Origin of the sequence: Arthrobacter liuii (genome assembly GCF_014639275.1) — a bacterium.
Lineage (GTDB): Bacteria > Actinomycetota > Actinomycetes > Actinomycetales > Micrococcaceae > Arthrobacter > Arthrobacter liuii.
In genome coordinates this window covers 156,007-176,900 of record NZ_BMFW01000005.1, presented here as the reverse complement: position 1 = coordinate 176,900, position 20,894 = coordinate 156,007, and the positions used below count along the sequence as shown (strand labels likewise).

Annotated in this window: 20 protein-coding genes; 5 read left to right on the top strand and 15 right to left on the bottom strand. The window is 68.1% G+C overall.

Going from position 1 to position 20,894, the window contains the following annotated elements:
- Positions 1-44 precede the first annotated feature (44 nt).
- Positions 45-767, top strand: a complete 723-nt coding sequence (locus tag IEW19_RS08395) for an IclR family transcriptional regulator (protein WP_188571196.1) — start codon at positions 45-47, stop codon at positions 765-767.
- 41 nt (positions 768-808) lie between these two features.
- Here the strand turns inward: IEW19_RS08395 and IEW19_RS08390 are convergent, their stop codons facing one another.
- The 4 genes from IEW19_RS08390 to IEW19_RS08375 form a co-directional block, all read right to left on the bottom strand.
- Positions 809-2,059 (bottom strand): MFS transporter, encoded by a 1,251-nt coding sequence (locus tag IEW19_RS08390; protein ID WP_229748391.1) that lies wholly within the window; start codon positions 2,057-2,059, stop codon positions 809-811.
- A gap of 213 nt (positions 2,060-2,272) precedes the next feature.
- Entirely contained in the window at positions 2,273-5,377 is a 3,105-nt protein-coding gene (locus IEW19_RS08385; RefSeq protein WP_188571194.1) for an AAA family ATPase, read from the bottom strand.
- The gene (locus tag IEW19_RS08380; RefSeq protein ID WP_188571193.1) at positions 5,374-6,552 is read right to left on the bottom strand and encodes an exonuclease SbcCD subunit D; all 1,179 of its coding nucleotides are present in this window, start codon (positions 6,550-6,552) and stop codon (positions 5,374-5,376) included. Before IEW19_RS08380 ends, IEW19_RS08385 begins: the two co-directional genes overlap by 4 nt.
- Positions 6,553-6,609: 57 nt before the next feature.
- Entirely contained in the window at positions 6,610-7,590 is a 981-nt protein-coding gene (locus IEW19_RS08375; RefSeq protein WP_188571192.1) for an MIP/aquaporin family protein, read from the bottom strand.
- A gap of 238 nt (positions 7,591-7,828) precedes the next feature.
- On the opposite strand from IEW19_RS08375, the gene IEW19_RS08370 reads away from it, so the two are divergent.
- Positions 7,829-8,914 carry an ADP-ribosylglycohydrolase family protein gene (locus tag IEW19_RS08370; RefSeq protein ID WP_188571191.1) on the top strand — a complete coding sequence of 362 codons (1,086 nt, stop codon included), beginning with the start codon at positions 7,829-7,831 and terminating at the stop codon, positions 8,912-8,914.
- Here IEW19_RS08370 and IEW19_RS08365 read toward each other — a convergent pair.
- Both IEW19_RS08365 and IEW19_RS08360 read right to left on the bottom strand, forming a co-directional pair.
- Positions 8,895-9,374, bottom strand: coding sequence for a DUF4395 domain-containing protein (locus IEW19_RS08365; RefSeq protein ID WP_188571190.1), 480 nt, complete (start codon positions 9,372-9,374; stop codon positions 8,895-8,897). The two genes, IEW19_RS08370 and IEW19_RS08365, sit on opposite strands and share 20 nt — an antisense overlap.
- 82 nt (positions 9,375-9,456) lie before the next feature.
- Positions 9,457-10,521: a 3'-5' exonuclease gene (locus tag IEW19_RS08360; protein WP_188571189.1), complete on the bottom strand. Its 1,065-nt coding sequence runs from the start codon at positions 10,519-10,521 to the stop codon at positions 9,457-9,459.
- 83 nt (positions 10,522-10,604) lie between these two features.
- Between IEW19_RS08360 and IEW19_RS08355 the strand changes: the two genes are divergently transcribed.
- On the top strand, positions 10,605-11,480 hold the full coding sequence (locus IEW19_RS08355) for a DedA family protein (protein WP_229748390.1): 876 nt from the start codon (positions 10,605-10,607) through the stop codon (positions 11,478-11,480).
- A 71-nt stretch (positions 11,481-11,551) separates the two neighbouring features.
- Here the strand turns inward: IEW19_RS08355 and rdgB are convergent, their stop codons facing one another.
- The 6 genes from rdgB to clpS all read right to left on the bottom strand — a co-directional run bounded on the left by rdgB (position 11,552) and on the right by clpS (position 15,865).
- Positions 11,552-12,199, bottom strand: a complete 648-nt coding sequence (gene rdgB, locus IEW19_RS08350) for an RdgB/HAM1 family non-canonical purine NTP pyrophosphatase (protein WP_188571188.1) — start codon at positions 12,197-12,199, stop codon at positions 11,552-11,554.
- A complete protein-coding gene (rph, locus tag IEW19_RS08345; protein ID WP_188571187.1) occupies positions 12,196-12,954 on the bottom strand; it encodes a ribonuclease PH in 759 nt (252 codons plus the stop codon). The genes rdgB and rph overlap by 4 nt, the downstream gene beginning before the upstream one ends.
- 28 nt (positions 12,955-12,982) lie before the next feature.
- Positions 12,983-13,780 carry an MBL fold metallo-hydrolase gene (locus IEW19_RS08340; RefSeq protein WP_188571186.1) on the bottom strand — a complete coding sequence of 266 codons (798 nt, stop codon included), beginning with the start codon at positions 13,778-13,780 and terminating at the stop codon, positions 12,983-12,985.
- A complete protein-coding gene (murI, locus tag IEW19_RS08335; protein ID WP_373283575.1) occupies positions 13,777-14,808 on the bottom strand; it encodes a glutamate racemase in 1,032 nt (343 codons plus the stop codon). Before murI ends, IEW19_RS08340 begins: the two co-directional genes overlap by 4 nt.
- Before the next feature lie 105 nt (positions 14,809-14,913).
- On the bottom strand, positions 14,914-15,480 hold the full coding sequence (locus tag IEW19_RS08330) for a DUF2017 domain-containing protein (protein WP_188571184.1): 567 nt from the start codon (positions 15,478-15,480) through the stop codon (positions 14,914-14,916).
- On the bottom strand, positions 15,473-15,865 hold the full coding sequence (clpS, locus tag IEW19_RS08325) for an ATP-dependent Clp protease adapter ClpS (RefSeq protein WP_188571183.1): 393 nt from the start codon (positions 15,863-15,865) through the stop codon (positions 15,473-15,475). Before clpS ends, IEW19_RS08330 begins: the two co-directional genes overlap by 8 nt.
- A gap of 38 nt (positions 15,866-15,903) precedes the next feature.
- Between clpS and IEW19_RS08320 the strand changes: the two genes are divergently transcribed.
- Entirely contained in the window at positions 15,904-17,232 is a 1,329-nt protein-coding gene (locus IEW19_RS08320) for a nicotinate phosphoribosyltransferase (RefSeq protein WP_188571182.1), read from the top strand.
- Positions 17,232-17,861 carry an isochorismatase family protein gene (locus IEW19_RS08315; RefSeq protein WP_188571181.1) on the top strand — a complete coding sequence of 210 codons (630 nt, stop codon included), beginning with the start codon at positions 17,232-17,234 and terminating at the stop codon, positions 17,859-17,861. The genes IEW19_RS08320 and IEW19_RS08315 overlap by 1 nt, the downstream gene beginning before the upstream one ends.
- Positions 17,862-17,865: 4 nt before the next feature.
- On the opposite strand, the gene IEW19_RS08310 is transcribed toward IEW19_RS08315, so the two are convergent.
- From IEW19_RS08310 to nagB, 3 genes are all read right to left on the bottom strand, one after another.
- Complete coding sequence (locus tag IEW19_RS08310) at positions 17,866-19,650, bottom strand: DEAD/DEAH box helicase (protein ID WP_188571180.1); 1,785 nt, start codon at positions 19,648-19,650, stop codon at positions 17,866-17,868.
- Positions 19,650-19,991 (bottom strand): DUF3039 domain-containing protein, encoded by a 342-nt coding sequence (locus IEW19_RS08305; RefSeq protein ID WP_188571179.1) that lies wholly within the window; start codon positions 19,989-19,991, stop codon positions 19,650-19,652. Before IEW19_RS08305 ends, IEW19_RS08310 begins: the two co-directional genes overlap by 1 nt.
- Before the next feature lie 109 nt (positions 19,992-20,100).
- Positions 20,101-20,880, bottom strand: a complete 780-nt coding sequence (gene nagB, locus IEW19_RS08300) for a glucosamine-6-phosphate deaminase (protein ID WP_188571178.1) — start codon at positions 20,878-20,880, stop codon at positions 20,101-20,103.
- Between the last annotated feature and the right edge of the window lie 14 nt (positions 20,881-20,894).

Below are 20,894 nucleotides of genomic sequence, written 5' to 3'. Positions count from 1 at the left end.
CAAGGCTCACGGCAGGGCGACCCGGCCCACCTAGGATGGACATCATGACTTCTCCCGCTGCAGCGGCGGCGCCGCAGGCTTCGCCGTCCCAGACCCTTTCGCGTGGCATCCGCGCCCTTGAGATCCTGGCAGCCGCTCCGGGCCCGCTGACCATCGCCGAACTGGCCGATGCCATGGGCGTCCACCGTTCGGTGGCCTACCGGATCCTGCGCACCCTGGAGGACCATTCGCTTCTGGTGCGCGACGACGCAGGCCGCGTCCAGCCGGGCCCCGGCCTCGCGGTCCTGGCGCGCGGCGTGTCGCGAAACCTGCAGAGCGCCGCACTCCCGGAGCTCACCCAGCTGGCGAACTCTTTGGATATGACGGCGTTCGTGGCGGTGTGGGACCACCATGACTGCATAACGCTCGTCACGGTCGAGCCGCGGCATTCGGGGGCGACCGTGGCCCAGCACCCGGGCACCCGCCACCCCATCAATGCCGGCGCGCCGGGTATTGCCATTCAGTCCGCCCTCTCCGAAGTGGAGTGGGACCGGCTGGACACCGGCATTCCTTACCGGCCGGAGGCGTCAGAGGCGCGGAAGAGGGGGTATTCGGCCAGCCATGATGAAGTCATTGCCGGCGTCTCCTCGCTGGCAGCCCCTGTCCGGGTGCCCGGCGGGCGGCCGGCCGCACTCGCCGTCGTCTATATCCGTTCCACCCATGATCCCGAGGCGCTAGGGGCCGCCATCGCCGAAAGCGCGGCCAGGATCGAGGGCCAGCTGGCGTAACAGCGGTAGCAGCCGGGGCCGGTCCGAAGACCTGCGCCCTGTCAGGCCCTCCGTCGGAGCACGACGGCGGCCCCCGCGCCGAGCAGTGCAAGCGCCGCTCCCGCACAGGCCGGGACAAGGAACGCGGCCGCAGGCCCGTGGAGCTGGGCCAGCTGTCCTCCCGCCACGGACCCAATGGCGGTTCCGGCGACGATGCCGCTGGCCAGCGCGGTCATGACCGTGCCAAGCCGGCCGGCGGGAGCAAACGTGCCGCCCACTGCGAAGACCGTGACCATGACCGGGCCCACCGGAAGTCCCAGGACGAACAGGACTGCCGCCATCGTGGGCAGTGACGACGGTACCAGCAGCAGGAGCGCCAGTCCCGCCATCAGGACAGCGCAAGCCACCCAGCGCAGCGCCAGGCCGGCCCGCCGCGGCCAGTAAGCAACTGACAGTGCCGCGGCCGCGGAACTGAGGCCCATGACGGCATACAGCAGCCCCGCGATTTCTGCGCCCGCAAGCCGTGCAGAGAACGCGCTGAGGGCCGCTTGGGTGGAACCAAAGAATGTGCCCATGCAGACCATGGCAAAGACGGGCAGGGCCACGGCCCACGGCAGCTTCGCAGCGTCGGTAGCACCCTTGCGCCTCCTGGCTGCGGGACGCTTCGTGGCGGGCACCGCCTGGTGGGTGGGGTGCACGGCGAAGGCCGGGACAAGCGTGATGGTCATGGCTGCTGCCAAAGCCAATGGAAGCCAGGGCGACACGAGGCTGGCAAGGATTCCCACCAGGGCCGGTCCCAGGACGAAGGTCACCTCATCGGCCGTACTCTCAAAGGAGAGTGCCGTGTCCAGGTCCCGGGCAGGGTCGCACGGCCCGGCCGTCTTTCCGGCGTTGGCTGTCAGTGCCATCCACCTGACCCGGGCCAGTGGTCCCACCTGCGGACACGTGGCTCCGGCTGCTAGGGCGATCGCCAGGACAGCGGGCGCGAAATCCCCCACATCAATGGCATTGGCGGCGAGGACAAGGGCAAGCACGGCCACCGTATTGAGCACTGCGGACACCAACAGAACGGGCCGCTGTCCGTGCCTGTCCGCCAGGGACCCCAGCACCGGAGCGCCCAGTGCGGAGCCGATACCCACCGCGCCTGCTGCCGTCCCGCCGACTGCAAAGGAGCCACTGACGGAAGTGACCAGGGTAAGAGTGCCCATGGTCAGCATGGCCAGGGGAAGCCGCGCAAAGAGTCCAAGCGGAATAAAGGCCGGGCCAGCCAGTTGGGGAAGCCTCGAAAAGCGTCCCCGCACTGCGCCCGCCACGGAATCCCGGCCGGTCCTTTCCTGGCCAAGGATTTCCTGGCCAAGGTCTTCCTGGCCTGGGCTTTCCCGGCCCGTCAGGGCCCGGGCAGTGGTGTTGCGGGTGTTTGAAGGGGTAGTTTGTGGTGTCAATTCCGGGCTCGTTCAGTAAGGTGCGCATCGTCCCTCCTCCCGATGCGCAAAACCCGGTAACGCGCCCCAGTATATCGGCCTGGGTCAGAGGAGCGAGTCCATGCTTTCGGAGATCCGCAGCCTCGAGCCGTTGCGGTTCTTGAGTACCTGCAACTGGGTGCCGATCCGCTGTTTCATCTCCGCCACGTGGCTCACGAGTCCCACCACCCTGCCGCCGTCGCGGAGTCCTTCGAGGGCATCCATGACCTGCTCCAGGGACTGTTCATCGAGGCTCCCGAAGCCCTCGTCCACGAATAGGGTCTCAATCTCCACCCCTCCGGATTCCTGCTGGACCACGTCCGCGAGCCCCAGGGCCAGCGAGAGCGACGCCATGAAGGACTCGCCTCCTGACAGGGTGGAGGTGTCCCGGCGGAAGCCCGTCCACTGGTCCACCACTTCAAGTCCCAGGCCTGACTTTGCACCGCGCGCCGCTTTGGCGTCAGTGTGCTGCAGCAGGTAGCGGCCATCACTCATGGCCACCAGGCGCTCGGACGCGGCGAGCGCCACCTGCTCCAGGCGCGCGGCCAGGACATAGCTGTTGAGGCTCATCCGGTAGGTGTTCTCGCCGCGGCCGGCTGCGGCGTCAGCCAAACCGGCAAGCATCTGCGCCCGCTCCGCCGGTTCCCGCGAGGAACACACCAGGGCCTCGTATTCGGCGGCGATGGACTTCAGGGAAGCCAGGCAGCGGGAGGCCAGGCCGGCAGCCAGGTCAGCTTCCCGCGCGTCGTTTTGGGCGGCTTCCGCCTCGAGGCGCAACGCTGCCAGCCGCTCCCCATCCGCAACGAAGCCTCCTGCGGCTTCGGCCAGAGCGAGCACAATGTCCTCCGACTCGAACAATCCTGCTACGCGGGCGGCTTCGTCCTGGGCAGCGCGGACTGCCGCTTCCACTGCTGCCGCTTCAGCTGCTGCGAGAAGCTGGCCACGGACATCGTCCGGCGTGGCGAAGCCCGCACCGGGCAGCGCGAGTTCCAGGTGTTCCTGCGCTTCGGCGGCCTGCAGCCGGGCACTGTCGAGGCGCCCCTGCGCCTCGACGGCCTTATCCAGTACCGCTACTGCTTCCTCAAGTGCCCGCAGCCGGCGGTTCAAGCTGCGGTGGTTGCCCCGCAGGCCTTCAAGTGCCTTGTCCAGCGCAGCAGCCTGTTCGGCCAGATCGGCCAGGGACGCCTCGGTGTGGGACAGCTCAGCCTCCGTTTCGGACAGCTTGGCGCGGACCTGCTCGATGTCGGCGTCCAGTGCTTCCAGCCGGTGCCGCCTGTCCTGGAGTTCCTCTGCGGCCTGTTCGGCGTCCGCTGCCGCCGCGAGTGCGCTGTCCGCGCCGGAGCGTGCATCCTCAAGCGGGGTGTTTCCGCCCTGTCCGGCGAGGACGGCCACTGCCTGTTCTGCCCCGGCAAGTTCCGCGGCCACCAGGGCGTGGGTGGCCTCGGCAGCCTCGTAGACGCCGTGGGCCTCCTCCTCGTCCTGGGCCAGGCCAGGTCCTCCCGTGCCTGCATCTGCGGGACCGGGGTGATGCCCGCTTCCGCAGACAGGGCAGGGTTCTCCGGCAACCAGCCCGGCGGCCAGCTCGGATGCGGCATTGACGAGACGTTCCTCCCGCAGGTCCAGCCAGCGGCGTTTGGCCTCCAACAGCTCCTCCCGCGAGTCTTCATGGCGGATCCTGACCAGGTTCCTGCCCTTGACAGCAGTCCCGTGCCGATTGACCACGTCCAGGAGCTCCGCGGCGGCGGCAGCTTCCTTGCGGCGCAGTGCGGCTTCCACCGAACGGGCCTCAAGCCGGTCCATGCCGCCGGCCAGTTGCTCCCGTTCCGCCAGCAGGTGCGCCGCACGATGGCCCAGCAGCTCCACGGCCGACTGCAGCTGGTCCTGCTTGCCGGCCAGCCCATGGCTCCGTTTCCGCAGGTCCTGGAGCCTGTCCTCGTCCGGCAGCCGTGCCTCGACGACGGCCAGCAGCGAACGCAGGCGGCCCAGTTCCTCCACAGCCCCGGGCACGCCTCCATCTGCAGCGCCAGGGATCCCAAGGATGGCGGCGGCTCCCGGGGTGCCGGCAGCCTCCCCTGCCGTTCCCATACCAAGCTGGGCCAGTTCGCTGTGGTCCCCGGCGGCCAGGCGGAGCAACGTCATGGCGGATTCGGCGGCGGCAGCGGCGCCGTGGACTTTGGCAGCGGCGGCGTCCGCAGCCTGCAGCTGCCCTTGCAGGACCTCGGCCCGGCGGTGCCTGGTGAGCCGGGAGGAGCGTTCTTCCTGCTGCGGCGCCTCTTCCTCCAGTGCTTTTTGCCGGGCGGCGGCCGCCTGGAGTTTCCGGTGCCGCTCATGCCGCACGGCCTCCAGTTCCACCGCAGCGCGACGGTCGTGGCTGACCGTTCCAGCGGTTGTGGCCTGCTGCACCAGGTCCCCGAGGCGCCGTGCAACGGAATCCTGCAGCCATCCAAGCCGGCCTGGGATGTCGTCCGCCGGCGGGGCCCCGCTGTCCGGAAGCTGCAGCGGGGCGGCTTCGGTTTCGGCGCGCGCGGCAAGGAGCCCGAGTTGCCCGGAGAGGACCGCGACGTCCTCCCGGGCAGCGGCGGCCTGCCGGGACAGTTCCTGTTCCAGGGCCTCGAAACGCTGGGTGCCGAAGAGCTTCTGCAGCAGGTCGAGGCGGTCAGCAGCCTTGGAGCGGAGGAAGGCAGCAAAATCACCCTGCGGCAGCATCACCACCCGGGTGAACTGTTCGCGGTCCATTCCCAGCAGGGCCATGATTTCCGCGCCCGCTTCATCATTGCGGGCGGATTTCTCCACCCAGGCGCCGCCCACCCGTTCACGGAGCAGCGTTTTGGCCTGCTGGACCGTGAAGCCGTGTTTCCCCCGGGCACTGGGTTTCTCCCACGCCGGGGACCGGGTTACCTCAAAGCGGCGGCCCTGCGCGGAGAACTCACACGTGACGGCTGGTTCCTGCCCTGGCTCCGCGTGGTCGCTGCGCAGCCGCTTGCCGTCCTGCCGGGCACCGGGAACGGAGCCGTACAGGGCAAAGCAGATGGCATCCAGCACGCTGGTCTTGCCGGCACCGGTGGGCCCGTTGAGCAGGAACAGGCCGTGGGCGCTGAGGCGGTCAAAGTCGATGTCTTCGGTTCCGGCAAATGGTCCGAACCCGGAAATGCGCAGATGATGGATCCTCACCGTGACGCCTCCAGGAGCCTGACATTCTCCAGTGCGGCGGCGAGCGCGGCTTCTTCCGCCTGGTCCGCGCTGCGTCCGCGCACGTGTTCCAGGAAGCCGCAGCATACGGCGAGGTCATCCGGCGCTCCTGCGAGCCTGCTGCTGTAGCTGGCCTGCGCGGCGGAAGCAGCGCCCTGAGGATCGAACGCCAGGACCAGCGTGTCCGGGAACCTGGCGCGGAGCCGTTCCATGGCACGGGCGGGACGCTGGGCATCAGTCAGCGTGACCTGGCAATAGGCGGTTTCAGCCCAGGCGTGACCGGGTTCCACCAGCAGATCCTCCAACGGACCACGCAGCACGGCCAGGGGACGCGGCGCCTCCCACAGGACCTCCTCCACGGAGGTCACTCCCTCCGGACCGATATCCACGAGCCAGGCCCCCTTCTGATGGGTGGACTCGGAAAACGAGTAGGCCAGTGGCGAACCCGAATACCGGACCGAGTCAGACAGCTTTTGCCGCCCGTGCAGGTGGCCCAGCGCCGTGTAGCTGAAACCGTCGAACAGATCCAGCGGAACTGCGCCCACTCCGCCGATGCTGAGGTCCCGTTCGCTGTCGGAACTGATGCCTCCGCTGGCGAAGGTGTGGGCCAGGACCACGGAGTGGACGGTGGCCGAAGCCGCGCGCCGGGCGATGTCCTCCCGGATCAGGCCGGTTGCCGCGCGCGTGACCTCGAAGTGGCTTGCCGTTTCCGCGCCGAGCTGTTCGGCGACCAATCGCGGTTCAAGCCAGGGAATTCCGTAGAGCGCCAGTATGGCGTCCTTTCCGGCAGCATCCGTTCCCAGCGGCAGCAGGAGCGGATGGGCGAGGTCCTCCACCCTTGTGCGCAGGTGCACTCCCCCGCGCGCCAGGAGGCGGGAGGCGAACCCCAGGCGGATGGCGGAGTCGTGGTTCCCGCTGGTGAGCACCACCTTTGCGCCCGCGGCAGTGAGCCGTACCAGTGCGTCGTCGAGCAGGTGGACCACGTCCACGCCCGGAAGCGCCCGGTCATAGACATCACCGGCGATCAGGACAACGTCGACGCTGTCCCGCTCCACCGCCGCCACCACCTGGTCCACAAAAGCGCGCTGGTGGTCCAGCATGCCAACGCCGTGGAAGGAACGGCCCAGATGCCAGTCCGAGGTATGAAGTAACCGCATGTCCCTAAGCTATCGGCAGCCACTGACAGTGAAGAAAAACGCCGCGGCGAAAAGCGGTCAGGACCGTTTGCCGTCGAAGAACTCCTGGGCCTCGCTGACCCCGCTTGTCTTTTCCTGGCGGGCCGCCGCAGCGGGCACGATGTCATCCGCGCCATCAGCCTCGATGCCGTCCTCAACGCCAACAGCATCCGCTTCCACAACATCCCCGTCCACGGCGCCCCGGTCTGTTCCGTTCGCACGGGCCGTGCCGCCGTCGGAAGCCCGACTGGCGGCACCGGGCGCAGCCGGCCCAGCCACCCCTGCGATCCTGAATACCAACCCCGCGATGGCGCCGCCGGCCAGCGGCGCCACCAGGAAGACCCACAGCTGCTCCACGGCCCAGCCGGAACTGAAAACGGCTGAAGCGACCGCGCGGGCGGGGTTGAACGGCAGGTTCCCCACCGACTGCCCCAGCTGCAGCAGGGCCGCGAAGGACAGGCCGACGGCAACGGGCGCGGCAGAACGGCCGGCGCCTTCACGGCCGGCGCCAAGGAAGACAGCCACGATGATCGCGGCCCCCAGCAGTTCCAGGAGCACGACGGCGGCGAGGGGTGCCTGGATGATCGAGTGTTCCCCGAAGCCGGCGGCCACGGTATCGAAGGCAGTGCGGCTGTCCGGGATGCTGGGCAGGGTGCGCAGGATGCCGAACAAGGCAAGCGCACCCACCAGCGCCCCCACCACCTGGGCGGCGGCATACGCTGCGGCAGCGCCGGCCCGGATCCGTCCGGCCAGGAGGTGTCCCAGGGTGATGGCCGGATTGAAATGGCCGCCGGAGATATGTCCGAAGGCGAGCATTGCCGCTGTGATGGCCAGGCCGGCAGCAAGGGCAGCGGGAACCGGGCTGGACTGCGGAATGCTGAACAGCGGCACGCCCAGCCCGGCCACCGCCAGGAAGAGGCTGCCGAAAGCCTCGGCCACCAGGCGGGGCAACAGACCGCTGTGCGCGGGAGCCGTGCCGCCGGACTGCTGTGCGTCGCGGGCGGGGACTGGGGTGCTCATGGTGGGACCTTTGCTTTTGGGGGTCTGGTGCTTGCGGGGTTCAGGGCTGCTGCGGTTCGGGGCCTTGCACTCGCCCAGTGCTGGACGTGCAGCAGTGGCGGAACAGTCCAGCAGCGGCGGCGCGGGGCAACCCGAGCAGTATTCCAGCACAGGCTGTGCGTTTGCTGGGCAGCGGCTGTCCGCGGTGGACCGGGGCCGGGGTACGCCGGGCCCGGTCCATGGACGGTAAATTTACTCCATGAGCTCTGACCCAGGCATCCCCGTGCCCACCCTCAAGTCCCGGATCCACGGTTCCCTGCTGGGAGGAGCGCTGGGAGATGCGCTGGGCTACGCCGTGGAGTTCGATTCCATCGCCGAGATCCGGCAGCGCTTCGGAGCACAGGGTTTGACGGGCTTGGAGGACCTGTCCGGCCCGTGCCACTTTTCCGACGACACCCAACTGACCCTGTACACCGTGGACGGACTGGTGGAGGCACTGGAGTGGGCCAACTCCGGCGTGGGCGCCGACGTGAACGCGTGCCTTTGGCTGGCCTACCTCCGCTGGCTGGCGACTCAGGGCGAAGAGGGCGCACCGTCCGCGCCGGCGCCCCAGCCCCGCTGGATCGACGGCAACGAGGTGCTCCGGCAGCGCAGGCATCCCGAGAAGGACTGCATCACCGGGCTCGCCACCGGAGAAATGGGAACCGCCGCGCGGCCTGTTAACGCCGGGGCGAAGGGTGCCGGCACGGTGATGCGTTCGGCGCCGTTCGGGCTGGTTCCGCACATTGCTCCCGACGCCGCCTACAAGCTGAGTGCCGACGCCGCCGCCCTGACGCACGGACACCCCGCCGCGCGCCAGAGTGCGGGCATCTTCAGCCTGCTGGTCCATAGGCTGGTGAGCGGCGAGGGGCTGCGGGAGGCTGCTGCCGCCGTCACCAAACAGGCGGCCGCACTGCCCGACGTGGCGCCCGAACTGCCGGCACGGCTTGAGGCCGCGGTCCGCCTGGCGGACAGGGGTGTCGCCAGCCCCGAGGAACTGGTCCGGGTGCTGGGGGAAGGCTGGATGGCGGAGGAAGCACTCGCCGTCGCGCTTTATGCGGTCCTTGCCACATTGCCGGCCGACGGCGCTGCCGTGCAGCCGGCCCGGCATTTCCGGGAAGCCGTGGCGCTGGCCGTGAACCACGGGGGCGGAAGCGATACCGCAGGCTCGCTGGCGGGAAACATTTTGGGGGCCTTGTACGGGGAGGACTGCCTCCCGGCGCAGTGGCTAGGGGCCCTGGAAGCACCGGAGGTAGTCCAGGGCATGGCCGATCAGCTGGTAAGGGTTACGACCGGCGAAGGCTGATGTTGTTGCAGGCCTCGCAGACGTCCTCGGGGATCACCCCGCGGCGCTGCAGGAACCCGAAGATCGTGCACCCCAGGCAAAACCCGGCGAAGGCCTCCAGCGACGCCGCAACCACCAGGATGCCAAGGAGCGCCCAGGCTGCCGGTGCCGCACCGGCAGCAAACAGCAGCAGGGCGGCGGTGGACACCGCGGCGCCGATCCCCTGGGCAAAGCGCTTCGGCGGCCCGGGGACCAGCTTCACCTTTCCCAGCCTGGGGGTGATCACCTTCACCGACAGCAGCGCCAGGGGGGAAATCCGCGGGCCAAAGAGCAGCCTCAGCCAGAAACCGATGGTGATGGCAGCCAGCCCCCAAACGGAACCTGCCACGGCCGTGACGACGGCGAGCAGCACCACGAGCGCTGCCGTGACGCGGGCGGCGTATTCATTGACGGGATTGGGGAAAGCGAACAGGGAGGCCATGACGCAAGCGTAAGGAGGCTGCCCCCGGGCGACCAAGCTTTGTTGCGCCGCATGACCGTTCGCCCCCTCCAGCGCCGGAAAGTCAGGCGCTGACGGCAGGCGCGTAGGCGCCATCGAAAGAATCGCCGGCACCCGGGCCCGGGCTTTCGGGAACGTCCCCGCTGCCCACCATTTGCAGGAACTCGCCCTCGGACAACACTTCGATGGCCTGTCCCCGCTCATGGAGTTCCAGGACACGGCGGGCCTTGCCGGTGAGCCTGCCCGAGCGCAGGTCCGAGGCGACGAACCCATCCCCCACCACCAGGACGGTGGTCCGACCGGTGACGCGGCTTTCTGTCCGCGCGCCGCACCGGGCGGAGCGCACCTTTGCTTCAGGTCTGTTAATAGAGAGTTGCCCGGTGAACACCACCGTCTGGGCGTACAACGGGTGGCCGGGCTCGGCGTCCAGGTTGGGTTCCGGGTTCAACCCTTCCTCCGGCCAGCCGGACTGGAACCGGCGGACCAGGGCGGCCCCGTTGCCCGAGGCGCCTGCCATGGCCGCCAGGCTGGGCTTTGACAGGTCGCCGGTGGCGGGATCGAAGGCCTGCTGGCGGGGCATCGCCAGCCCCAGGGACAGATAGAGTTCGGCGATGCTGTTGGCACCGTTGCGCGCGGCGATGTCGATGAGGATGCCGGCGCAGGCACGGGCGTCCTCCGCTGCGTCGTGGTGGTTGACCAGCGGCACGCCCGCTTCCTCGGCGGCAAAGGGAAGGGAATTGGAGACGAGCGAGTAGCAGCGCCGGGAGAGCATGACGGTGCAGACGTAGTCGTAGGCGGGACCGGGCAGGCCGGATACTTCCAGTGCGGAGCGGATGACGCCCAGGTCGAACGCTGCGTTGTGGGCGGCCAGCACGTCGTCCCCGATGAAGGCGCCGATTTCCGGGAACAGCTCGCCAAAGCGGCGCGTGCCCGCAACGTCCGTGGCCGTAATGCCGTGGATCCGGACGTTGTTGTGGTCAAAGTGGTCGTAGCCCGGCGGCGGGCGCATCAGCCAGGAGGCTTCCGCCACGATCCTGCCGCCCCTGACCTTCGTCAGCCCCACCGAGCACGGGGAGCCGCGGAAGCCGTTCGCTGTTTCGAAGTCGATCGCCGTAAAATCCAAACCCACGGCCCTTACCTTACCTGCCGCGTACGCCCCACCCGGGGAGACACAGCCCCGTCAAGTACCCTTGAGGGGTGAACTTTCCTGTGATGAATGACCTCGCTGTGTCCATGCTGGGCGGTGCGGGACCGGTCCAGCCGAAAATGGCTTCCTTCCTGCCCGATTGGCTGAACCCCCAGGTCTTCCTGGCCGATCCCGCGCTCGCCCCCTGGGTGGTCCTGCTGGTGTGCGGGATCGTCTTTGCCGAGACCGGCCTGCTGGTGGGATTCTTCCTGCCCGGCGACTCCATGCTGTTCACCGCAGGCCTGCTGGTGGCCACGGACACCATCAAGTTCAACATCTGGCTCCTGGCCCTGCTGATCGTGGTCTCAGCCATCATCGGCAACCAGACGGGATACCTCATCGGGTCCAAGGCCGGCCCAACCCTCTTCAACAAGCCCAACTCGCGGCTCTTCAAGCGTGAAAACATCGAGAATGCCCACGCCTTCTTTGAAAAGCACGGCGGCAAGGCCCTGATCCTGGCACGCTTCGTTCCCATCATCCGGACCTTCGTTCCGGTCATCGTGGGTGTTGCGCAAATGAGCCGGCGGAAGTTCTTCATCTACAACGTCATCGGCGCAGTGCTGTGGGGCGGCGGCGTTACGCTGCTGGGCTACCTGCTGGGCGACAAGGTCCCCTGGGTCCGCGACAACCTGGACATCATCTTCATCGCCATCGTGCTGGTCTCGGTGGTTCCCATCGGCATCGAACTCCTGCGCGGGCTGTCCGCCAAACGCCAGGCAAAGGCCTATGGCACTGACACCGTTGATGAATTCATCGAGGAACACGAACCGAAAGACGAGCAGAAGACTCCCCGCAACATCCACGGCGGCCGCCCGGAGCAGAAGACTCCCCGCAACATCCACGGCGGCCGCCCGGAGCAGAAGACTCCCCGCAACATCCACGGCGGCCGGCCGGAGCAGTAGCCTTCCGACCCCTTTTGAACGTCCAAAAAGGTGCGCACCCCGCCGGGGTGCGCACCTTTTTGTGGGTCTTCCTACCCCGCAGCTTCCAGCGCAGCCACGATGGACGGCAGCAGCGCCCGGAAGGCCTTGCCGCGGTGGCTGATGGCGTTCTTCTCCTCGGCGGACAGTTCGGCGCAGCTGCGGTCCTCCCCGGCCGGCTGCAGCACGGGGTCATAGCCAAAACCGCCTGCCCCCCGCGGTTCGCGCAGCAGGATGCCCTCCAGCTGCCCGTACTCCACGACCTCGCGCCCCGGACCTTGCGCATCCGAGGGCACCGCCAGTGCTGCGGCGCAGACGAACGCGGCGCCGCGGTGCTCGTCCGGAACGTCGGACAGCTGGTTCAGCAGGAGTTCGAGGTTGGCTGCGTCGTCACCATGCCGTCCTGCCCAGCGGGCAGAGAAGATGCCGGGGGCGCCGCCCATGACGTCCACGGCGAGCCCGGAGTCATCGGCGATCGCCACCAGGCCGGTGGCGCCGGCCACCGCGCGTGCCTTGAGCAGCGAGTTCTCGGCGAACGTCACGCCGTTTTCGACGACGTCCGGCGCACCCGCCGCCGCGGCGTCCACAACCTGGGTGTCGACGTCGAGCCCGGGCACCTGGCCGCGCAGCAGCTCACGGAGTTCGCGGAGCTTGCCTTTGTTGTGCGTGGCGAGCACCAACCGGGGCGCCGCACCGCTCACAGGGTGTCCGCCAGCGTCTCGCGCTGGATGGCAGCCAACTGGGCGGTCCCCAGCAGCGCCAGGTCCAGGAGCTGGTTCAGCTCGTCCCGGTCGAACGGGGCACCCTCTGCGGTTCCCTGCACCTCCACGAACTTGCCGGAGCCGGTGACCACCACGTTCATGTCGGTTTCGGCCCGGACGTCCTCCACGTACGGCAGGTCCAGCATGGGAACGCCGTCGATGATGCCCACGGACACGGCCGCGATGGTGTCCAGGAGGGGTTGGGCGTTCTTGGCGATGAGCTTGGTGTCGCGGGCAAAGCGGATGGAGTCGGCCAGGGCCACGTAGGCGCCGGTGATGGCAGCGGTGCGGGTGCCGCCGTCGGCCTGGAGCACGTCGCAGTCCAGCACGATGGTGTTCTCGCCCAGGGCCTTGGTGTCGATGATGGAGCGCAGCGAGCGGCCGATCAGGCGCGAAATCTCGTGCGTGCGGCCGCCGATCTTTCCCTTGACGGACTCGCGGTCCGAGCGCGTGTTGGTGGCGCGCGGCAGCATCGCGTACTCCGCCGTAACCCAGCCGCGGCCCTCGCCCTTGAGCCATCGCGGGACACCGGCGGTCAGCGAGGCCGTGCACAGCACCCTGGTGTTGCCGAATTCGATCAGCGCGGATCCCTCAGCCTGGTTGGACCATCCGCGGGTGATGCTGATGGGCCGGAGCTGGTCGGGGGCACGGCCGTCGGCTCGCACAATGGGTACTGCAGTTGCTTCAGATGTCATGCCTTTAGCTTATCGAGTGCGGCCACCGCTAAATGGTGTAGTGCACGCCCGCCACAGCAACGGCCACGTCGCCAGGGAACACCGGCCGGGCTTCGGCCAGCACGGTGGTCTGGGACGTCCACACCGGGATGTGGGTCAGCAGGAGCCGCCGGGCGCCGGCTGCCGCCGCAGCCTCCCCCGCCCGTTTGCCCGTGAGGTGCACGTCGTTGATGCCGTCGTCGCGGCCCTCTTCGAAGGCTGCCTCGCACAGGAACAAATCGGCGTCCTTGGCAGCTTCCTCAAGCCCTGCGCAGGAATCGGTATCCCCGGAGTAGGTCAGGATCCGGGACACCGGAGTGCCGTCCCTGCCCGGCTCAAGCACCTCCACCCGGAGGGCATAGGCCTCCTCGATGGGGTGGTTTACGGCGAAGGGGGTGATGGTGAACGGCCCCACAGTCACTGGTTCGCGTTCGGTCCAGTTGGTGAAGTCGAACTCATCATGCATGCCGGGGTCCAGGTCCAGCCCGTACGCGGTGGCCATCCTGTCAGCGGTTGCGGCGGGGCCCCATACGGGGACCCGGCCGCGGCCCCAGCCGCCGGGCTTCCAGCGGATGGCAACGTGCAGGCCGCACAGGTCCATGCAGTGGTCCGGGTGCAAATGGGTGAGGAAGATCGCGTCGATGTCCTCCAGGTCCGTGTATCGCTGGATGGCCCCCAGCGCTCCGCTGCCAAGGTCCATCACCACCTTCCACGTCCGTTCACCGTCGGTGGCGGTCAGGAGGTAGCACGACGCCGGGGAGCCGGGCCCCGGGAACGAACCCGTGCATCCCACGATGGTCAGCTTCACAGCGCGCGCCCTCCGCCGCGGCGCGCCCCGGCGAACCCGCCGCCCACGAAGTTCGAGATCCTGGGGCGGTTGCGCGCGCTTTGCGCGGCAGCAATCATCTCGGGGGTGATCCGGGCCAGGCTGCCCGTGGGGTACTGCGCAGCCACATGGTCTACGTGGCGGACGGACAGTACTTCCGGACCCAGGAACCGGCGGGCGAGCGACTCGAACTGCCCGGCATCACCGGTGGCCACGAAATGGTGCTCGGGCGGGGCCTCGGAGGTGCGCTGCAAATTGTGGGTGGCCAGGGCACGGTAGACGTCCTTGGCGGTTTCCTCGGCGCTTGAGACCAGGGTGACATCCGCGCCCATGACGTAGGAGATGACGCCTGTCAGCAGCGGGTAGTGCGTGCAGCCGAGGACCACGGTGTCCACCCCGGCTGCCTTCAGCGGTGCCAGGTATTCCTCGGCTACGGCGAGCAGGGCGGGGCCTGTGGTGATTCCGGCCTCAACGTAGCTCACGAACTCGGGGCACGCCGCGGACGTGATGTCCAGGTCAGGCGCCGCGGCGAAGGTGTCGTCGTAGGCGCGGGAGCCCACGGTCGCGGAGGTGCCGATCACGCCCACCCTTCCGCTGCGGGTGGCGGCCACGGCCCGCCGGACCGCCGGCTGGATGACCTCGATGACCGGGATGCCGTATTTGGCGGTGTACCGCTCACGGGCGTCCCGCAGGACAGCGGCCGACGCCGAGTTGCAGGCAATGGTGAGCAGCTTGACGCCGGAGTCCACGAGTTCGTCCATCACGCCCAGGGCGTTGGCCCGCACCTCCGCGATGGGGAGCGGCCCGTACGGCCCGTGGGCGGTATCCCCCACGTAGAGGATCGACTCGTTGGGAAGCTGGTCGATGATGGAGCGGGCCACGGTGAGCCCGCCGACGCCCGAATCGAAGACGCCGATGGGGCGGGCTTCCGGGGCAGCGGCCGGAAGACCGCTTTCGCCGGGCGCGGGCTGTGTTTCCGCCGGTGGTTCCATGCTCGGGGCTGTTGTCATGATTATTCGAGGATAGGGGGTCCCGGAAGCGTCAGCCATCATCTTGTGTCCGGAGACTCATGTCTGCTGTGTCACAGCGGACGGCCTCCCCCTGGCCGCCGCGGCTCACCGGCGGGACTCCATGGACTGCAGCATGGCCTGGACCAGGGACTCCTGGAGCCAGGTGGTGAAGTTGTACACAAGCGCCAGGTAGCTCTCCACATCCTCGGCCTGGGACCAGTCCTGCATGCGGTGGACGTGCTCGGCGTCGGCCTCGTCCCGGATGTCCAGCCGTTCGGCCAGGACCAGCCGCACATCGTTCAGCGCCATGGACCAGTGCCGTGCCCCTTCGGGCGTCAGCACGATCTCGTCCTTGTCCAGGTCCAGGGCAGCCGCGCGCAGGGCGCCGATCTTTGTTTCCCGCAGCGAACGCTCGGTGAGCTGGCGGAACTCAAGGGAGGCGGCGCCGTCGTCCTTGACTGCATTGGGAAGCAACCGCCTGACGGCGCGGTCCGTTGGTTCGGCCACGTCCATGTCCAGGCCGATCAGTGCTGCCAACGGGTCCTGCCCCGTGCGGTCCTCCGGCTGGAGCATGGAAATGACGTCGTCGATGAGGCTGCGCAGCAGGTCGCGTTCGGCCGGCTCCAGGTAGCCCGTGATGCCTTTGAGTCCGTATTTGAATGCCTTAGCCACGCTTCCCCTTACCCTGGCCCGGACCGCCGGACTTGCCTGACTTCCTGGAATCCCCGTCGTTTCCGCCGCTGGCCTTCTCCACCGTGGCCCAGAGCCCGAAACCGTGCATGGCCACTGCGTGCCGCTCCACCTGTTCCTTGCTGCCCGCGGCGACGATCGAGCGGCCCTTCTTGTGGACTTCCATCATCAGCTTGTTGGCTTTGCTCTCGGAATAGCCAAAGTAGCTTTGGAATACGTAGCTGACGTAGCTCATGAGGTTGACGGGATCGTTCCAGATCACCAGGTTCCAGGGGATGTCCGGTGCGGTCAGGGAGTCGGTGGACTCTGCCGTGCCGGTCCGGATGCCCTCCTGTGTATCAGGGCCGGGCGCAACGCTAATGGTCATCTGTCCATTCTATGGGGACGCCCGATAGAGTGATTTTCGTGAGCACCTCAGCCGGCTGGGACCAACCCCGCACGTCCTTCTACACCGACCACTACGAGCTGACCATGCTGCAGGCGTCCCTCCACTCGGGGGCAGCGCACCGCAGGTCCGTGTTCGAGGCGTTTGCGCGGCGCCTCCCTGATGGCCGGCGCTACGGGATTGTTGCGGGCACGGGACGCCTCCTGGAGGGCATCGCGAACTTCCGCTTCGGCCAGGCCGAGCTGGATTTCCTGGAGCGTACGCGGGTGGTCAACCGGGAGACCCTGGAATACCTGGCCAACTACAAATTCTCCGGCGACATCTGGGGCTACGCCGAGGGCGAAGCGTACTTTCCCAACTCCCCGATCCTGATCGTGGAGGCCTCGTTCGCCGAAGCGTGCATGCTGGAGACCTACCTGCTGTCCGTCCTCAACCACGACACCGCCATCGCCTCCGCGGCTTCCCGGATGGTCAGTGCCGCCGGCGGCCGGCCCTGCATCGAAATGGGCTCCCGGCGCACCCACGAGGAAGCCGCAACCGCGTCCGCGCGCGCCGCGATCATTGCCGGCTTTGACAGCACCTCCAACCTTGAGGCGGGGATCCGCTACGGCGTGAAGACGGTGGGCACGGCCGCCCACTCGTTCACGCTGCTGCACGATACCGAGCGGGAGGCCTTCGAGGCCCAGATTGCCTCGCTGGGCGAGGGCACGTCCCTGCTGGTGGATACGTACGACGTCGAAAAGGCCGTCCGCGCGGCCGTGGAGCTTGCGGGTCCGCGCCTTGGTGCCGTCCGGCTGGACTCCGGCGACCTCGTGGCCCAGGCGCAGTGGGTGCGCCGGCTGCTGGACGACCTCGGCAACGAACACACCAAAATCGTGGTGACCTCGGACCTGGACGAATACGCCATCGCTGCCCTGCGGTCTGCCCCCGTGGACTCGTACGGCGTGGGCACGTCGCTGGTCACCGGTTCAGGCGCCCCCACTGCCAGCATGGTCTACAAGCTGGTCAGCCGCACGGACGACGCCGGCAACTTCGTGTCTGTGGCCAAGGCGGCCAAGAACAAGGCCAGCGTGGGAGGGCGCAAGTATGCGTTGCGGAAGCTGGACGAACGCGGCACCGCCACCGGAGAGGTGGTGGGGGTGGGCCACCGGCCGGAGGACGACGGCAACGACCGGCCGCTGCTGCAGCAGTTCATGAAGAACGGCGAACTGCTGCCGGGCTGGACCGGACACGAAGGCGTCCTCCGCGCACGGCAGCGCCACGCCGACTCCATGGCGGAGCTCCCGTCGGTGGTCAACCGCCTGCAGCGTGGCGAGCCCGCGATCCCCACCACCTACGAGGAGCACTGATGTCCCGCGCTTTGATCATCGTGGACGTCCAGAACGATTTCTGCGAGGGCGGCTCTCTCGCCGTTCCCGGCGGAGCTGCCGTGGCCGCTGCCATCAGCGAGTACCTGGACGCCCACAACAGCGAATTCGACCACGTGGTGGCCACCCAGGACTGGCACATCGATCCCGGCAGCCACTTTTCCGAGACTCCCGATTACAAGGACAGCTGGCCGCGGCACTGCGTTGCGGGCACCCGCGGCGCGGATCTCCACCCGGATCTGGACACCGAGTACATCGACGCATACTTCCGGAAAGGCCAGTTCGCCGCCGCCTACTCAGGTTTCGAAGGGCTGCTGGCCCCGGAGGACGCCGTCCCCACCGGGGAACGCCAAGCGGGCGGCCTGCCCGGCACCCCTTCGCTGGAACCCGATGAGGACGCCATCGGCCTCGATGACTGGCTGCAGAGCCACGACGTGGAGGATGTGGTGGTGGTCGGCATCGCCACCGACTACTGCGTCAAGGCCACCGCGCTCGACGCTGTCCAGGCCGGCTACGGCGTCACCGTGGTGCGGTCGCTGACCGCCGGCATCGCCGAGGACCTGGAAGACACTGTTGCCGAGATGGAACTCGGCGGGGCAGACATCGCCTGAACCGCTATTTGCGGCCCACAAACCAATCCTGGAGCTTGCGCAGGCGGGACTTCAGCTGCTCCTCGTTGGCCTGTGCCACCGGAGGGCCGCCGCAGACCGTACGCAGCTTGGTGTGCACCACGCCGTGCGGGGTGCCGGTCCGGGCAGACCAGGCGGCCACGTTCTTGGCCAGCTCGTTGCGCAGATCCATCAGCATCCGGTGGTCTGGAACCGCCGGGGCCTGGCTTTGGGCCGCAGCGGCCGGCGCTTTCCGGTTCTTGCGGTTCAGCTGCTCGTGCTGGCGCTGGCGCAGCAGCGTCCCCACCTGTTCCGCGTCAAGCAGGCCCGGGATCCCCAGGAAGTCCAGCTCGTCGTCGGAACCGACCTCACCGCCGGTGCCGAACTCGCCGCCGTCGAACAACACGCGGTCAAAGGACGCCTGGGAGTCCAGGGCTTCGAATTTGCCCTTGGTGAGGCTGTCCGAGGCTTTCTCCTCGCGGTTGGCCTCCTCCATCAGGGACTCCTCGGGGTTGAAGAGCCCGTCCCCGTCCTCCTTTTCCGGCCGGTCCAGCGCGTGGTCCCGTTCCATTTCCATGGAGTTGGCCAGCGCCATCAGCTGCGGGACGGAGGGCAGGAAGACCGACGCCGTTTCTCCCCTTTTGCGGGCACGCACGAAGCGCCCCACGGCCTGCGCGAAGAACAGCGGGGTGGAGGTGGAGGTGGCGTACACGCCCACGGAAAGACGCGGAACGTCCACTCCTTCGGACACCATGCGGACCGCCACCATCCAGCGCCTGTCCCCGGCAGAAAACTCCTCGATCTTGCTGGAGGCCTTGGCGTCGTCGGACAGGATGACGGTGGGCGACTCACCGGTGATCCTCTTCAGCTGCCCGGCGTAGGCCCTGGCATCCTCGTGGTCCGTGGCGATGACCAGGCCACCGGCGTCCGGTACGGTCCGGCGCACTTCGCTGAGCCGCTTGTCCGCGCCGGCCAGGACCGCGGGAATCCACTCCCCCGCCGGGTTCAGTGCCGTTCGCCACGCGTGCGAGGTGATGTCCTTGGTCACCGCGGCCTCGCCAAGGGAGGCTGCCATTTCCTCGCCCGCGCTGGTGCGCCAGCGCATCTGGCCCGAATAGGCCATGAACATCACCGGCCGGACCACGTGGTCACGGAGGGCGTTGCCGTAGCCGTAGGTGTAGTCGGCCTTGGAGCGCCGGATGCCGTCGCGGTCCTCGGCGTACTCCACGAACGGGATGGGCGAGGTGTCCGAGCGGAACGGGGTACCGGTCAGGGACAGCCGGCGCACCGCCGGATCGAACGCTTCCCGCAGGCCGTCACCCCAGGACAGGGCCTCGCCGCCGTGGTGGATCTCGTCCAGGATCACCAGGGTCCGGGCTGCCTCGGTCTTTGCGCGGTGCAGCAGGGGCTTGCTGGCCACCTGCGCGTAGGTGACGGCGACGCCGATGAAGCCGCGGCCGTGCTGGCCGTCGGAGTTCTTGAAGTTGGGGTCGATCGCGATCCCAACCTTGGCAGCGGCATCCGCCCACTGGCGCTTCAGGTGGTCCGTGGGCGCAACGATGGTCACCCGGTTGACGGCACCTGAGTCGATCAGCGTGGAAGCGATCCGCAGCGCGAAGGTGGTCTTACCGGCACCCGGGGTTGCCACCGCCAGGAAATCGCGCGGAGTGTTCGCCAGATAGAGGTCAAGGGCTTCCTGCTGCCAGGCACGGAGTTTCGGGGCGGTTCCCCAGGCTGCACGTTCCGGATAGGCCGGAGGCAGCGTGGGGCCGCCAAAGAGCGTCTCCGTCACTACTTGTTGCTGCCCGAGTCCCCTCCGGGACCCTTGCCGCCGTCGTTGCCCGGCCGGAGGCCTTCATAGACCTCCTTGCACGTGGGGCAGATTGGGAACTTCTTTGGGTCCCGGCCCGGCGTCCAGACTTTGCCGCACAGTGCGATGACGGGTTCCCCGGTCATCGCGGACTCCATGATCTTTTCCTTCCGCACATAGTGCGAGAAGCGCTCCCGGTCGCCCGGCTCCACTTCCTGGCGCAGTTCCTCGCGCTCAATGGTGGCCGTGGACGTTCCAGCCCCGGAAAGCTCGCGCATCGGGTCGTTTTCGAGAGGGTCCGTCATGCTAGTCATGGCATCCATCTTAGCCTTTCCACCGGACGCGCGTTCGACGGCGGCACGCCCGCGCCGGGGTCCGGCACCGGCCGCCGTCGTACTTTTCCGGCCCGCCGCGCACCCACCGCTGAGGCTGCTACAGTCCCTGCCAGGCAGGCTTGTTGTCATAGGTGTGGCGGTAAAAATCCGCGAGGCTCAGAGCCGAGGCGGCAGCCTCGTCCACCAGCACCGTGGCGTGGGGATGGAACTGCAGCACGGAGGCGGGGCAGATGGCGGCCACCGGTCCTTCCACGAAGTCGCGGACGGCCTGCGCCTTTTGCGCACCCTTGGCCAGGAGGACCACATGCCGCGCCGCCATGATGGTGCCCAATCCCTGCGTGATGACGTGGTGCGGCACCTCGGCCAGCCTCTTGAAGAACCTGGCGTTGTCCCGCCGCGTCTGCTCGACCAGGCTCTTGATCCGGGTCCGCGATGCCAAGGAGGAGCCCGGTTCGTTGAAGGCAATGTGGCCGTCAGTGCCCACGCCCAGCAGTTGCAGGTCGATGCCGCCGGCATCGGCAATGGCCTGCTCGTAGGCCTCGCAGGCGGCAGGAATGTCAGGCGCGGTTCCATCGGGGCCGTGGACGTTCTCCGGCGCGATGTTCACCCGGTTGGTGAATTCCCGGCGGATCACCTCGCGGTAGGACTCGGGGTGCCCGGCCGGCAGGCCCACATATTCGTCCAGCGCAAACGCGGAGGCCCTGCTGAAGTCCAGGCCCCGTTCATGCCGCGCCGCAAGCTCGTCATAGAGGGGCAGCGGAGAGGATCCTGTGGCCAGGCCGAGGACGGCGTCGGGCTTGCGCCGGATCAGTTGCTCAATGGCGTCTGCGGCGAGTTCTCCGATCTGCCTGCTGCTGCCAAGGATAACGATTTCCATGTTGTTCCTTTCCC